This is a genomic window from Ideonella livida (assembly GCF_010499455.1).
GTDB classification, from domain to species: Bacteria; Pseudomonadota; Gammaproteobacteria; order Burkholderiales; family Burkholderiaceae_C; genus Ideonella; species Ideonella livida.
On the sequence record NZ_JAAGOH010000038.1, the window covers coordinates 25,984 to 40,428 of the forward strand.

At 68.7% G+C, this 14,445-nt stretch carries 13 protein-coding genes and 1 pseudogene; 11 read left to right on the top strand and 3 right to left on the bottom strand.

The window, feature by feature from the left end; translation table 11 throughout:
- Positions 1 to 342 precede the first annotated feature (342 nt).
- Together G3A44_RS20230 and G3A44_RS20235 are read right to left on the bottom strand one after the other, a co-directional pair.
- A complete protein-coding gene (locus G3A44_RS20230; protein ID WP_163459567.1) occupies positions 343 to 528 on the bottom strand; it encodes a hypothetical protein in 186 nt (61 codons plus the stop codon).
- A gap of 225 nt (positions 529 to 753) precedes the next feature.
- Complete coding sequence (locus tag G3A44_RS20235) at positions 754 to 2,208, bottom strand: replication initiation protein (protein WP_163459568.1); 1,455 nt, start codon at positions 2,206 to 2,208, stop codon at positions 754 to 756.
- 592 nt (positions 2,209 to 2,800) lie between these two features.
- Here G3A44_RS20235 and G3A44_RS20240 point away from each other — a divergent pair.
- Together G3A44_RS20240 and G3A44_RS20245 are read left to right on the top strand one after the other, a co-directional pair.
- On the top strand, positions 2,801 to 4,003 hold the full coding sequence (locus tag G3A44_RS20240; protein WP_310734424.1) for a ParA family protein: 1,203 nt from the start codon (positions 2,801 to 2,803) through the stop codon (positions 4,001 to 4,003).
- Positions 4,000 to 5,040, top strand: coding sequence for a ParB/RepB/Spo0J family partition protein (locus tag G3A44_RS20245; RefSeq protein ID WP_163459569.1), 1,041 nt, complete (start codon positions 4,000 to 4,002; stop codon positions 5,038 to 5,040). Before G3A44_RS20240 ends, G3A44_RS20245 begins: the two co-directional genes overlap by 4 nt.
- Before the next feature lie 295 nt (positions 5,041 to 5,335).
- Here G3A44_RS20245 and G3A44_RS20250 read toward each other — a convergent pair whose 3' ends face one another.
- Positions 5,336 to 6,310 carry a LysR family transcriptional regulator gene (locus G3A44_RS20250; RefSeq protein WP_203561502.1) on the bottom strand — a complete coding sequence of 325 codons (975 nt, stop codon included), beginning with the start codon at positions 6,308 to 6,310 and terminating at the stop codon, positions 5,336 to 5,338.
- Positions 6,311 to 6,429: 119 nt separating this feature from the next.
- On the opposite strand from G3A44_RS20250, the gene G3A44_RS20255 reads away from it, so the two are divergent.
- From G3A44_RS20255 to G3A44_RS20295, 9 genes and pseudogenes are all read left to right on the top strand, one after another.
- Positions 6,430 to 6,600 carry a hypothetical protein gene (locus tag G3A44_RS20255; RefSeq protein ID WP_163459570.1) on the top strand — a complete coding sequence of 57 codons (171 nt, stop codon included), beginning with the start codon at positions 6,430 to 6,432 and terminating at the stop codon, positions 6,598 to 6,600.
- Positions 6,601 to 6,678: 78 nt separating this feature from the next.
- Positions 6,679 to 8,064 (top strand): DUF945 family protein, encoded by a 1,386-nt coding sequence (locus G3A44_RS20260; RefSeq protein WP_163459571.1) that lies wholly within the window; start codon positions 6,679 to 6,681, stop codon positions 8,062 to 8,064.
- A 19-nt stretch (positions 8,065 to 8,083) separates the two neighbouring features.
- Positions 8,084 to 9,379 carry a 2-methylaconitate cis-trans isomerase PrpF gene (prpF, locus tag G3A44_RS20265; RefSeq protein WP_163459572.1) on the top strand — a complete coding sequence of 432 codons (1,296 nt, stop codon included), beginning with the start codon at positions 8,084 to 8,086 and terminating at the stop codon, positions 9,377 to 9,379.
- A 44-nt stretch (positions 9,380 to 9,423) separates the two neighbouring features.
- Entirely contained in the window at positions 9,424 to 10,302 is an 879-nt protein-coding gene (locus tag G3A44_RS20270; RefSeq protein ID WP_163459580.1) for an isocitrate lyase/PEP mutase family protein, read from the top strand.
- A 411-nt stretch (positions 10,303 to 10,713) separates the two neighbouring features.
- Entirely contained in the window at positions 10,714 to 10,896 is a 183-nt protein-coding gene (locus G3A44_RS20275; RefSeq protein ID WP_163459573.1) for a hypothetical protein, read from the top strand.
- Positions 10,897 to 11,133: 237 nt separating this feature from the next.
- Positions 11,134 to 12,474: a type II toxin-antitoxin system HipA family toxin gene (locus tag G3A44_RS20280; RefSeq protein ID WP_163459574.1), complete on the top strand. Its 1,341-nt coding sequence runs from the start codon at positions 11,134 to 11,136 to the stop codon at positions 12,472 to 12,474.
- A 46-nt stretch (positions 12,475 to 12,520) separates the two neighbouring features.
- Positions 12,521 to 12,811: a helix-turn-helix domain-containing protein gene (locus tag G3A44_RS20285; protein ID WP_163459575.1), complete on the top strand. Its 291-nt coding sequence runs from the start codon at positions 12,521 to 12,523 to the stop codon at positions 12,809 to 12,811.
- A 281-nt stretch (positions 12,812 to 13,092) separates the two neighbouring features.
- Positions 13,093 to 14,040: a sugar ABC transporter substrate-binding protein gene (locus tag G3A44_RS20290; RefSeq protein ID WP_163459576.1), complete on the top strand. Its 948-nt coding sequence runs from the start codon at positions 13,093 to 13,095 to the stop codon at positions 14,038 to 14,040.
- 83 nt (positions 14,041 to 14,123) lie between these two features.
- A pseudogene (locus tag G3A44_RS20295) lies at positions 14,124 to 14,445 on the top strand (ABC transporter permease); the annotation flags it as partial.

Below are 14,445 nucleotides of genomic sequence, written 5' to 3' on the forward strand. Positions count from 1 at the left end.
GGTTGGCGTTGGATTGAGGTGAGAGGGCGCTTATCTCGAAATTAACATGATTATCGTAATAATCAACCTATAAGAATTAAGCAAATTTTTCTTCCCTCCTTCACGCCCCAGGCCACAAATCCAAGCCCACCAAGCACTTGCAGACGGTGACGCAGGTGCTCAGGTGGCATGCCAGGGTGCTTGCATCTTTATGTGGCACTTTGTTGAAAGTCCTTTTACAGCAAATACTTGCAGAGACCGAGACCCCTCAGGCCACAGAGTTACCCACAGCATCTGGGGACAGACCGGGCAAGGCGCCCTTTGGCGTACGCCGCGATCCGTCTTCGAGCCGAGGGCGCCGACTCACCACTTCATCTCGCCTTTGAGGCCCTTGGTGCAGCAGGCCAGCGCGATGCCCTGGCCTGCGCCGGGGTGGGCCGGGCGTGGCGTGGCGGCGAGGGCTGACCGGGGGCGCTCGGCTTCCATCCGCACCAGGTTGTCGCGGGTGTACGCGATGGCGCTGCGGTCGGTGGGGCTGCCAGCGGCCATGTGTGGCCGGGTTTCATCGCGCAGGCACGGGCATTCGCGCCTCCATCCGCCCTTGGTCTTGCGGCTGCTGGCCGGGTTCCTCGCGGAGCGAGTTGGCAGTGTGCAGGCACCTTGGAGCCGGCGTTAGCCCCCTGCTTTCTTATAAATATACGCAAAGCGTTCTAAGCAAAGAGCAGGCCAAACACCATAGAGGTATGCCTATCGGATTTGCGTATATCTTGTTTATCAGCGGCCGCGATGGGCCTGCACACTCGCCATCACCAAGTCCAGGTCGGCGGGTTCCTTCCAGCGCGGGCCGTACTTGCTCGTGGCGTACACATCCAGCACCGCGTGTGAGACCAGCGGCGACTCCCATTCGCCTGCGTCCAGGCGGCGGCGCACGGCCGGGGTGGCGGCCAGCAGGGGGTGCTGCTGGCGGACCTGGTTGAGGATGGACGCCTTACGCTCCGCGGGTTCATGGGCGAATTCCTCGCGGATCTCGCGCAGCCGCTGCTGACGCCACACCTCCACCTGGCGCTCACGCTCCTTCAGGCTCTCGACCTCAGGGGCTGGCGCGGCCGCCTGCACCTGGGTGGCCACCGGTGCAGGCGGGGGTGCCGAGGCCGGTGCCGCCGCGGGGGCCTGCTTCTTGGCCAGGATGGCGGTGAGGTAGGCCGCGGGCTTGCGCACCGGGCCGCTGCGCTGGCTCTCCACATGGGCCGCCAAGGCATCCAGGGCCTCGGCCACGCGGTCCTCGCCATGGCGCACCAGCAGGGGGTCGAGGTCGACCTCGCGGATGCCCCACTGGGCCGCGCGCAAGGCCAGTGACACGTCGGCCGGCTCCACCGGCATGGCCCGTGCCGTATGAGGTGCCGGCTTGCGCGCCACCTTGAACTGCACCGTCTCCAGAACGGCGCCGCGCCGGTGCTCCACCAACTCCACCAACAACTCGGTCTTGTCGTTGATGTCCCGCAGGGCCGGCAACAGAAGCTCGCTCTTGAACTTGCGGAACTCCCGGGCCTTCAGGCCGCCCCCTTCGCGCAGCACCTGGGTCCAGTGGTCGGGTTCATGGCGTGAGGTCAGGCCGCCTGGGCTGTCCTTGTAGCGGGCGCAGATCTCGTAGAGGGCCACGGCGGTGTAGGTGCTCAAGCGCGCGATGGAATTGAGTTCGATCTGGGCCCATCGATCGGGGTCGATGATCTGCTCGGCGATCGAAGGCGGGTAGTACCAGGTGACCCACCACTCCCCTGCCCGCTTGTAAAGCCGGGCCTCTGCCAGCAAGGGGAAGGTGCGGGCTTCCTGTTGCAGCGCCGGTTCCGGGGCGTCTCCCCCCGGCAGCTCAAAACCATCCAGGGTCAGGGAGTTGGCATCGCTGGGCGCCAGGGGCCGCCAGACCACGGTGGTCTGCACCATCTGCTCGATGTAGCGCTGCACGCGCTCGCTGGCCTTGGTGGTGGAGCCAAAGCCCTTGAGGATGGCGCTGACCGGGCTGGAGTAGCCGCCATCCGGGCCCGGCCGTCCCCGCTGCGCCAACCAGATCATCACGTCATAGGCTTTGCGGCCGGTGACCGAAAGCGCCATGGTCAAGGGTTCAATGGCCAGGGCCTGCACCGCCTTGTGCAAGGTACCTGGCAGGTGCGGCGCTGCCGTGGGATCGCCCGTCTCGGGCCCGGCGCGGTGAAGGGGTTTGGGATCGGCCACAGCCCATTCTATGTCCGGAGATTCTTGGACACCTTCAGACCCACCACCAGGCGCCGACCGCAAGGGGCGGACGGGCGGGATGAGCGCCAGCACGGCCACCCAAGAGCACTCCCATGATGTCCATGTTTGTTTGGACGCCTTGCGAAGCCGTGCGTCATCCCAGGCCACACCTGACGGACAGGCCCTCCAGGCGGCCCGCCAAGGCCCCCGCGTCGGTCTTGAGGCCTGGGCGCACCCTTTTTGGCGGACAGCACCCCAGTTGGCGGACGGCCAAGCCGCACCAGCCGGACGCCAAGCCACGCCTGCCGGACGCACAGGCCCCAGTCGGCGGACGCCGTAGTCATTCAAGTCATTGAAATATATATAAAAAGTCTGGCGTAAATCTCTTGAATTCTCTAAAAGTCTCTAAACGATTTGAGGACGATCTGGAGATCCCCTCCGGAAATACGAAATGCCCACAGAACCCTCTTGGCTGCAACCATCCACCGTCCGCCAAGTGTGGCTTTGATCGTTTGGCAAATCTTCATTCGTTGTTCGACACTGATTGAGCGCGAAAACCTACAATCAATTCCATCTTTGACAAGGAGCCTACGTGTCACAAATCCTGGTGGAAGGGCGAGAACAATTGGCCCTGGAGGACATCGGTCAACAGGCCGACAGGGCCAAGAAGGTGTTGGCCAAGGTGCGCAGGGCGATGCTCGCTCCCAATTCGTCCAAGGAGGCCCCCCGTTTCGGGCCGGCGCAGTTGGGCCAACTCTGCGGCCTCGACACCCGGCAAGTGGATTACCGGGCCCGCAAGGGCGGCAGCCTGCCCTCGGGCTCGATGAACGCCTCGGGTACCCGACGGGAGTTCCAGCTGCCTGAGGTGCGGCAATGGTCGCGCCAGCTGCGCCACGACCGCATGCGCCCGGATGGCGCCGAAGCCATCACCATTGCGGTGGCCAATTTCAAGGGCGGTGTGACCAAGACCACCACGGCCCTCACGCTGGCGCAGGGCTTGAGCATCCGCGGCCACAAGGTCCTGGTGATCGACTGCGACCCGCAGGGCAGCCTGACCACCCTCTTCGGGATCCTGCCCGATGCCGAGGTGGAGGCGCAGGACACCATCCTGCCGCTGTGCCTAGGAGAGCAGGACAGCATCGAGTACGCCATCCGCGGCACTTACTTCGATGGCATCGACCTGGTGCCAGCCACCAGCCTGCTGTTCAGCGCTGAGTTCGCCCTGCCGGGCCGCCAGCGTGACGAAGGCAGCAGCTTCCAGTTCTGGAATGTGCTGCATTACGGCATCGACTTGGCGCGCCAACACTATGACGCCATCGTCATCGACACCCCGCCCTCACTGAGCTACGTGACCATCAATGCCATGATGGCTGCCGACGGCTTGATCACTCCCCTGCCCCCCAACGCGCTGGACTTTGCCTCCAGCGTGCAGTTCTGGGACCTGTTCTACGACCTGACCAAGGAGCTGGGCTCGCGGGGGCGGAACAAGAAATTCGATTTCGTGAACGTGCTGCTGTCTAAGGTGGACTCCAGCGACATCGCCTCGAATGTGGTGCGGGAGTGGATCTCGGCAGCGTATGGCGCCAAAGTGCTGTCCATCGAGATCCCCAAGACGGCGACCGCCGCTTCGGCCAGCGCCGAGTTCGGCTCGATCTATGACATGAAGCCTGGCTCTGCCTCTTCGCGCACCATCAAGCGGGCGGTGGACGCCTATGACCAGTTCGTGGATGCAGTCGAGGCGCAGATGGTCAGCGCCTGGCTGCGCCAAACCACGCCGACGGAGACAAGCGAATGAGCAAGCTGATCGACAAAGCCAAGGGCATCAACTTCGACGAGGACGACGAGGCGGCGGCCGCGCCTGCCGCCCCCAGTGCGGCGGCGCCTCGGGCCTCAGTGGTGGCGGCGCCGCGCACGGCGGTGGGGGCCATCAGCGCCTCGCTGGCCATGGGCCGTGGGGTGGAGGCCGAGAACCGCGCGCTCAAGGAAAAGCTCAAAGCGTTCGAGGACGCCGCGGTGGTCGAGTTTCTGGACCCCAAACGCATCCAGCCCAGCCGTTATGCCAACCGTCACGAGGCCTCGTTTCAGGGGGCAGAGTTCGACTCCCTGAAGGCCGAGATTGCGTCGGCCGGACGCAATGTGCAGCCGATCAAGGTGCGCCGGATCCTTGGCAGCACGCCCGGCGATGCGGCGCAGTACGAAATCGCCTTCGGCCACCGGCGGCACCGGGCTTGCCTGGAGTTGGGCATTCCGGTGGCGGCCGTGGTGCAGTCGATGACCGACGCCGAGCTGTTTGCGGAGATGGACCGGGAGAACCGCGAACGTGCCAACCTGTCCCCGTGGGAACAGGGCGTGATGTACAAGCGGGCGTTGGACACGGGGTTGTTCCCTTCGCTGCGCAAGCTGGCTGCCGCATTGGGCGTGCAGGTGGGCAATGCCAGCACGGCCATCCAGCTGGCCAACCTGCCGGCTGAGGTGGTGGCTGCCTTTGGCTCGCCTCTGGAATTGCAATACCGCTGGGCGCCCAAATTGCAGACCGCACTGGAAACCGATGCCGCTGGTGTGCTGCAACGCGCCAAAGCCCTGTCCCGGCGCACGACGCGGCCAGTCGCCAAGGAGGTGTTGCAGAACTTGCTGGGCCTGGCGCCAGTGGCCGATGCTGGTGGTCGCTCGGACATCTTGCGTGCGGGCCAGGTGGTGGGGTCCATGGAGCGGGACGACCGGGGGGGGCTGCTGCTGCGCCTCAAGCCCGGCACCCTCGGTGCGGCCGAAGAGTCCCAGTTGAGCGCCTTTGTGGCGCAGTTGGTGGACGGACAACTGCGCACCCGCCGCTGAGGCTGTCCCGGTCGGGGTGTTCTACCGTAGAACACCCCGCCTGAATGCCCCGGCCTTTGCAGCTTCCATTGCCGCGCGCTGGTCTCCTTCCCTCCCTTCCCCGATTGCCAACCGGTTGGCTTCACCCGCCTGACATCGGGCGGCGCAGCAGGCTGCCATGCCGCGCCGCAGCTCAAGCGCCACACCAGCTCCCCGTGCCTGCCGCCGGTCTCCCTGGGGGATTGCGAGGTGCCGTTGTCGGCTGCGGGTGTGAGGTGGGTCAACCGTGGCAGTCCTTCTCCGGTGGCGGGGTGTTCTACCGTAGAACACCCTCCCCTTCTCTCCCCACCGACCTTCCCTCGCCGGCCTGGAAACTGGTCTGATGCTCTTGCACTGACCGACACAAGTAGTCCACAAAGGCCCTGACCCGGGCCGAAAGCAGGCGCTGGTGCGGATACAGCACATAAAAGGGCCGACTGCGTCCCGCGGTCTGGGGCAGCACTTCCTCGAGTGCCCCGCCGAAGGTGGCGGCCGCAAAGTGGTAGGTCTGCACCAGGCCACCGCCATGAGCTGCCCACAGCAAGCTGGCCTGCACATCGTCATGCACCTGCCAGGGGCTGTCCAGGTTCAGGTCCACATCCTGGCCTTGGTCGTCTCGCAGCAGCCAGGGCATGGGGCGTCCGGTGCTGGGCCGCACGAACAGCAGTCGGTCATGCCTGGCCAGATCCTCCAGTCGCTGAGGCCGGCCACACCGGGAAAGATAGGACGGCGCGCCAAACACGCCCAGGGTCGCATCCTCCAGCTTTCGGGCGATCAGGGCGGAGTCGCCGGGTTCCCCCGGCCGGATGGCCAGGTCATGGCCATCGGCCACCAGGTCCACGTTGTGGTTGGCCACATGCAGTTCCAGGGCCACTTGCGGGTAGCGGGCCTGAAAGCCGGGCAACAGGGCCATGAGCCGGTACTGGGCGTACACGGTGCCCACGCTGACACGCAGGCGGCCTTGCGGCACCTGTTGCCGGCCGGCGATGGCCCGCTCGGCCTCTGCAATCTGGTCCAGCGCCTGCTGGCAGTGCTGGTGGTAGGCCTGCCCCTCCGCCGTGAGGCGGATTCGCCGGGTGCTGCGGGTGAACAGGCGGGCACCCAACCGCGACTCCAGCCGGGCCACCGAGCGGCTCACCGCGGCCGGCGTGATACCCAAGGCCTCAGCCGCCGCGGTGAAACTGCCCAACGCCGCGGCCTTGCAGAACAGCTCAATGCTGCCCAGCTGCACAGGTTCAAAGCTTCGACTCAATTTATTCCACCAAGTAATAAATTAGATGATTTGGTGTCAGTTTATCGATGCTGTATGCCTGCATAGAGTGCGGATTTCATCCACCACATCCGCCAGCCCTTGGGGGGCGTTTCCGGGCCATGGCCCTGCACGTCCTGGTGATCCTGACCTCCCACGACGAGGGTGCCGCGCCCTCGCAGCCCTTTGTGGTGCAGGACGACGTCGGGTGCCTCATCACCGGGCAGAGCCCGCAGTCCTCCGACGCGGTCGCTGAGCAGTTGCCGGCGGTGCTGAGGGGCCCACCGGCCTGACGGTCAACCGGCGCCCGCGGCCGCTCGGCTCCGCCCTGCCACACTGCACCCCATCCATTGCAGGCTCAGGGAGGTGAGATGCGCAAGGTGGGGGTGTGGGCCGGGGTTGCGACGCTGGGCGTGGCCGTCGCCGGCTGGCTGGGGGCGGGAGTGCTGCTGGGCCAGCGGGTGCAGGCGGCGGTGGAGGCTTTGGCGCCAGCCCAGGGGCCGGGGCCGCTGCGGCTGCTCCGCCATGAACGTGGGCTGTGGCGCTCACAGGGGCAGTTGGAGCTGACGCTGGCCCCGGGCTGCGTCGCTTCGCCGGCGCCGGCGTGGGTGATGCGGGTGGACTACACCGTCTCCCACCTGCCGCTGCCCCATCGTCTGGCCAGCCTGGATTGGAAGGCTTTGCAGCAGGAGCGCACGGTGGCCGCCTTTCGGGCCGTGTTTGGCGAGGTCGATGGCCTGGCCGGCCAAGGCCGGTTGGGCCTGGGCGGTGCGCTGCAGGCCTGGGTGCCCGTGCCGGCCTGGACGCTGAACCGTGCCGGCCTGACCCTGGAGGCCGCACCGTCCGAGCTGCAGGTTCGGCTGGATGGGCCGGCGCTGGGCCTGGCTTGGACGCTGCCGCAACTGCTCACCGGGGGGCGGGGGCCGGCATGGGCTGCGGGTGGCCTGGCCCTGGACGTGGACCTGACGGACCGCCACCGGGGGCTGGGCCAGTTGCAGCTGACCGCGGACCGGCTGGAGACCGGCCTGGCACAACTTCAGGGCCTGTCCTTGCTGACCCGGAGCACCGCGCAGGGCGACCGCCTGGACCTGAGCATTACCCCCGCGGTGCGCCAGCTGCAGCTGGCCGGTGTCGAGCTCAGCGGGCTGGAGATGCAGTGGGCCTTGCAGGGTCTGGACGCCGCCAGCGTGCACACCCTGGTGCCCTTGCTGGGGCAGGGCTGCGGCGCGCCGGCCCTTTCGCCTCAGGAGGGTCGGGCGGCGGCCGCCGCCCTGACCCGCCTGCTGGCCCGTGGCCTGTCGCTGGGTGTGCCACACCTGGGCGGGCAGAGCGCGCAAGGCGCGCTGGCTGGCCGCCTGATGGTGACGCTGGCCGAAGCCCCCGGGGGCCAGCCGGCACTGGCCACCCAGCTGCGCGCCGAAGGCCGCCTGCAGGTGGGCGCCGGCCTGATGCCGTCCGGGCAGCGCGAGGCGGCCTTGCAGCAGGGCTGGGCCGTGCCCCAGGGGGAGGACCTGACCCTGGCCTTCGAGTACGCCGAAGGGGTGCTCCGGCTCAACGGCCAGGTCCAGGAGGTCAGCCGGGTCCCGGCCCTCCTGCGGGCCGTCGACGAGGCCCTGCGCGAGGGGCTGGCCCAGTGGGGAGGCCGGTCGGCGGGTGCGCCGGCCGCTGCTGCCGCCCTGCCTGAACCCCTACCTGAGCCGCTGCCCCTGCCCCGGCCGGCCAGCGGCGGCGGGGCCGACACCGCCAACCCGCCCTGAGCAGGCACACTGCGCGCCCATGTCCAGCGTCTTTCCTGTTCTGACGACCCCGGCCCGACAGGTGGGCCCGGAGGCAGGCGGTGCCCTGCCAGCGCAGGCCCGCACGGGCCCCTTGCGCATCCCCGCCGCCTGGTGGCGCGGCGGCACCAGCAAAGGCGTGTTCTTCCGCCTGCAGGACCTGCCGGCCGACTGCCAGGTGCCCGGGCCTGCGCGCGACCGGCTGCTGCTGCGTGTCATCGGCAGCCCTGACCCCTACGGCACGCAGATCGATGGCCTGGGGGGCGCCACCTCCAGCACCAGCAAGGTGGTGATCCTCTCGCCCGCCACCCGGCCGGGCCATGACGTGGACTACCTGTTCGGCCAGGTGGCGGTGGACCGGCCGGTGGTGGACTGGTCGGGCAACTGCGGCAACCTCAGCGCGGCGGCGGGTGCCTTTGCGCTGCAGGCCGGCCTGGTGGACCCGGCCCGTGTGCCGCGTGAAGGGGTGTGCCCTGTGCGGCTGTGGCAGGTCAACACCGCCAAGACCCTGCTGGCCCATGTGCCGGTACAGGCCGGGCAGGTGCTGGAGGCGGGGGACTTCACCCTCGACGGCGTGGCCTTTCCCGCGGCCGAGATCGTGCTGGAGTTCCTCGACCCGGCGCCCGAAGGGGAGGGGACGGGCGACGGTGCGGCCGGCGCAGGCCTGTTTCCCACCGGGCAGGTGGTGGACACGCTGGAGTTGCCCGAGGCCGTGGTGCCGGGGGGCCGGCTGCAGGCCACGCTCATCCAGGCGGGCATCCCCACGGTGTTCATCCGCGCCGAGGACGTGGGCTGCACCGGCACCGAAGGCCGTGACACCGTCAACGCCGACGCCGCCTTGCTGGCCCGGCTGGAGGCCATCCGCGTGGCCGGTGCGCTGCGCATGGGCCTGATCCGGCGATCCGAGGAGGCCGCCGGCCGGCAGCACACGCCCAAAATCGCCCTGGTGGCACCGCCCCGGGCCTACACCGCCTCCAACGGCCGGCCCATTGCCGCGCACGAGGTGGACCTGCTGGTGCGCGCCCTGTCCATGGGCCGCCTGCACCACGCCATGATGGGCACCGCCTCGGTGGCCATCGCCGTGGCGGCGGCCGTGCCCCGCACCCTGGTGCATCAGGCCGCCGGCGGCGGCCCCGGGCGCGAGCGGGTGTGTTTCGGCCATCCGGCCGGTACCTTGTGCGTGGGCGCCAGCGCCGCACGGGTGGCGGGCTGCTGGCAGGTGCGCAAGGCGGTGATGAGCCGCAGCGCTCGCCTGCTCATGGCGGGGTGGGTGTACGTGCCTGCCCCGGGTGGCTGATCCCTCCGACTGTTCCTTGACCTGCTCTTGCGCTCATGACCCCACTGTCCTCCCGCCAGCGCCTGAAGGCCCTGGCCCAAGCCCGCCGCGGCGTCATCGTCCCCGGTGCTTTCAACGCCCTGTCGGCCAGGGTCATCGCCGACCTGGGCTACGAGGCGGTCTACGTCACCGGCGCCGGCGTCAGCAACATGTGGCTGGGCCTGCCCGACCAGGGCTTCGTGGGCTTGGCTGAGATGGCCGACCACACCGCCCGCATCCGCGAGGCGGTGGACCTGCCCCTGCTGGTGGACGCCGACACCGGGTTTGGCAACGCGCTGAACGTGCGCCATGCGGTGCGCACGCTGGAGCGGGCCGGGGCCGACGCCATCCAGTTGGAGGACCAGGTGGCGCCCAAGCGCTGCGGCCACTTCAGCGGCAAGGCGGTGATTGCGCTGGACGAGGCGGTGGACAAGATCAAGGCCGCGGTGGATGCCCGCCGTGACCCCGACCTGCTGATCCTGGCCCGCACCGACGCGGCCGCCACCCAGGGCTTTGAGGCCGCGGTGGCGCGTGCCCAGGCCTTTGCCGAGGCCGGGGCCGACCTGCTCTTTGTGGAGGCCGTCACCACCGCCGAGCAGGTGCTCGCACTGCCCCGGCGCCTGGACCGCCCGCAGCTGATGAACATGGTGATCGGTGGGCGCACCCCCATCGTCAACGCCGCCGAGCTGGCCACGCTGGGCTATGGCCTGGTGCTGTATGCCAATGCCGCCCTGCAGGGCGCGGTGGCCGGCATGCAGAAGGCGCTCACCGCCCTGCGTGACCAGGGGGAAGTGCTGGAATCCAGCGGCCTGGTGACGCCCTTCGCCGAGCGCCAGCGCCTGGTGGGCAAGCCCGAGTGGGACGCTCTGGAGCGCCGCTACGCCGGTGGCGCGCCGCAGGCCTAGGCGCCCTGAGCGGGCACACCCTGCTCAGGGCTCGGCCGCCCGCCACTCACGCGGTGCGGCGCCAAGGCGCTGCTTGAACGCCCGGCTCAAGGCCGAGGCCGTGGAACAGCCCAGGTCCGCCGTCACCCGCGTCTGCGGCTGACCGGCGCGCAGCCGGGTGATCGATGAGCCAGCGCCGCAGCTGGATCAGCGCCACCTCAACCTCAAACAGCCGGTCGGTCAGCAGGCGTGAGCCGCAGCGCTGCCGGTGAAATCAGAACCTTCACGCGGCGGCTTGAAGAAGGCGTGGTGCGCCGCGCACGCATAGAGCGGCGGCGTGGGCTCGTCCACCACCCTGCGGGGTGGCACCACGCCGGGCAGTGCCGTTGACATCCCGGCCGACATCACGTCCGACATCGTGGACGCCCCGGGGTGCTCAACCTCCAGGCGCCCGCGCCGCAGCACAGGCAAGAAGGCCTGGCCCCGCTGAACCGCCAGGACTTGCTGCGCGCCCTCCTCCTGGACCGTGGCCGGGTGGTGCATGAGGACCACGCCGCCACCCTGCGTGAGGACAGTGCCGCGCTGGAGCGCCACATCGGACTGGCCGTGCAATGAGCGCTTCGCGCGTCTGCGCCGGCCGCGCCGCATAGGCCTCGGCCGAGGCCACGGCCACCGCAGCATGCGGGGGCGCTGGGGGAGGGCTGTCAGCTTCTGGCGGCAGGCGGTGCAGGTGGGGGTATGTGGCGGCGTCCGACCCGCCGATGTGCCACCCGCCACGAGACGTTCAATTGCACGAAAAAGCACATCTATTGCCAGCCTGAAAGGCGATGATTTGCCTAGAATTCCGTGCAAATGAGCGCCGCCTGCACCCTTGAACTCCACCACCAGGGCCAGTGGCACGACGTGGCCCGAATCCAGCGTCTGGGCGACGAGGCGCAGGGCTGGCGTGCCCGCTGCTACGGTGGCTACGGCGTGGAGTGGGCCTTTGAGCACACCGGCGCGCGCGACGCGCATGCCCTGTGCGCGGCCTGGCCGGTGGGCCTGGAGGCCTGGCAGGTGCCCCATTGGCCGGTCTTCCTCATCGACATGCTGCCGCAGGGCTTTGGCCGTCAGGAGATGCTGCGCCGCCTGGGCTTGAACCCCAACGCCGGCGAAGGGGCCGACTGGCGGCTGCTGATGGCCGGGGCGGGCCACCCCATCGGGCACCTGCGGGTCAAGGAGGCCGCCGCCTGGTGCGCCGAGCAACCGGGACCACTGCGCGGCTTCACCGATGCCGAGGTGGCTGAGCGCAGCGACGACTTTGCCGAGCACCTGGCCGCGCATGGCCTGTTCGTGGCGGGCTCCTCCGGGGTGCAGGGCGAGTGGCCCAAGATCCTGCTCACCCGCGCTGAGGATGGCTTGCTGTACCTGGACCATGCCTTGCCTGATGAGCGGGCGGTGGCGCATTACATCGTCAAGTTCGGCCGGGGCGCCAATGCCCGCTTGGCCAGCATCCTGCACCATGAGGCCCCCTACATGGCCATCGCGCGTCACCTCGGGCTGCGGGTGCATGCCCCTTTGGTGCTGCGCCAGCGGGCCTTGTTCATCCCGCGCTTTGATCGGGTGGTGCGGGCGGGTCAAGTCATTCGCCTGGCCCAGGAGAGCGTGGCCACCCTGACCGGCCTGCCCGGCTTTGACGCCGTGCCCAGCCACGATGCCGTGTGTGCCGCGCTCCTGCGCCACTGCACCGACCCCCAGACCGAAATGCTGGAGTACCTGCGCCGTGACGTGGCCAACCTGGCCCTGCTCAACAAGGACAACCACGCGCGCAACACGGCGGTGCAGCGGGATTTTGCGGGGCGGGTGGCGCTCACGCCGCTGTTTGACTTTGCGCCCATGGTCCTGCATCCCGATGGCATCGCGCGCCGCATCCGGTGGGAGGGCAATGACCATGGCCGCACCGACTGGTCCCGGGTGATCGATCGCCTGATGGCTTTGGCGGCTGACGTGGCGGCCGCCGCCAAGCGCCGCCGTGGCCGGCAGGCTCCCCCGGTACTGGCGCGGGAGCCGCTGGTGGTCGGCCTGCGGGCGCTGGCACCCCGTCTGCGCGAGTTGGCGCAGGACGGCCCGGCCTGGGGCCTGGCCCCGGAGCTGCTGGCCTTGGTGCGCCCGGCCTGCCTGGCCCAGGCCGAGGCCCTGGAGCGACTGGCCTGAGCGGCCGGTCGCCTGTCACTTCCACCGGCCCACGCCCACCCTTCCCATGGACAAGCGCTTCACCCCCATGCCCCTGGCGGAGCAACTGGCCCTGCGACAGCAGGCGGTGGCCGATGTGCTGGCGCATCCGGAGTGGACGCTGCCGCAGGCGGTGCGCCACCTCAAGCGCACCATGCGCCTGACCACGGCCGAGATGGCCAAGCTCTCGGGCGTGTCCTTCAGGACCTTGCAGGACATCGAGGCCGGGCGCAGCGAGGGCACGGTGCAAACCTTCAACCGCCTGTTCGGCATGTTGGGGCTCAAGCTGGGGGTGGTGCCCCGTTCCGAGGGCGACTGACGCCCCCGGTTGGGCCCCTTCACCCCTGGCCTCACCGCTCCTCCCGGGGCGTCTGGGTCGCTGCCGTTTTCTGGCCGCCGCCGGCGGTGGTGGGCGGGTAGCCGCAAAGATCGGAAATTCGTTTTCACGCGTTTCCCCCACTGCGGGGTGACGGACACCCACGTATAAACACGTCACTGCACCCGGGTGCAGTTTTTTGTGCAGCTTCTGCACCCGGGTGCAGAATTCAGCAAGAAGGGTCCGCTGGCATGCCGGCCGAGACCGCCACACAGGAGACAGACATGTTCAGATTCCTTCAGAAGTTCGCCCTTGGCGTCGCCGTGGCGCTGTCAGCGGCTGCGCCGGTGATGGCGCAGTCGGCCGCCCAGCCCGTCATCCTGGTGGTGACACACGGGCAGGCCTCCGACCCTTTCTGGTCCATCGTGAAGAACGGGGCCATGCAGGCCGCCAAGGACACCGGCGTCAAGGTCGACTATCGCGCGCCGGAAACGTTTGACATGGTGGCCATGGCCAAGCTGATCGACGCGGCCGTCAACCAGAGGCCTGCCGGTCTGGTCATCTCCAACCCCGATCCGGATGCGCTGGGCCCGGCCATCAAGCGTGCGGTGGCCGCCGGCATTCCGGTGGTGTCGATGAACTCGGGCATCGCTGCGGCCGAGCGCCTGGGCATCGCCTTCCATGTGGGGCAGGAAGAGCTGTCGGCCGGCCGCACCGTGGGCGCGGAGCTGAAGAAGCGTGGCGGCACCAAGGTGCTGTGTGTGAACCAGGAGGTGGGAAATGCGGCGCTGGACCAGCGCTGCAAGGGTGTCACAGAGGGTTTCGGGGGCCCGGTGACGGTGATGCCCACCAGCGCCGACCCGGCCGAGATCGAGTCCAAGATCCGCGCTGCCCTCAGTGCCGACAAGGCCATCGACGTGGTGCTGGGCCTGAGCGCACCGCTGGTGGGCGAGCGCGCCGTGGCGGCGGTGCAGGCCCTGGGCCTGGGCGCCAAGGTCAAGGTGGTCAGCTATGACCTGTCGGCCAACTTCCTGAAGGCCGTGGCCGAAGGCAAGGCCGAGTTCGCGGTCGACCAGCAGCCCTACCTGCAGGGCTATGTGCCGGTGTCCTCGCTGGCCCTCAAGGCCCGCTACGGCACGTTGCCTGCCGGCAACGTGCCTTCCGGCCCGAGCTTTGTGACCAAGGCCAATGCGTCCCAGGTCATTGGCCTGTCTGCCAAGGGCATCCGCTGATCGTCGCCCTGGCGATCGAGACCTGGGCGGCCGCGCCCTGTGCACGGCCGCCTCCGATCCCACCTCACGCATGAGCACCTGGAATGAACGCCGTGACCGGAACCCTGTCCACCCCTGAGACCGGCCAGGCTCGGCCTGTCGACGAACGTCTGAAACACGTCTCGCTGATGGCCGCCCTGATCCGTCGCCCAGAACTTGGCGCCATCGGCGGCCTGGCGCTGGTGACCCTTTTTTTCCTGTCGGTGGCCGATCCATCGATGTTCTCTGCCGCCGGGGTGATGAACTTCATGGCCCCTGCCGCCCAGCTCGGCATCCTGGCCATCGGCGCGGCGCTGCTGATGATTGGCGGCGAGTTCGACCTCTCGCTGGGCTCCATGGTGGCCTTTGCCGGTTTGGTCTTTGCCG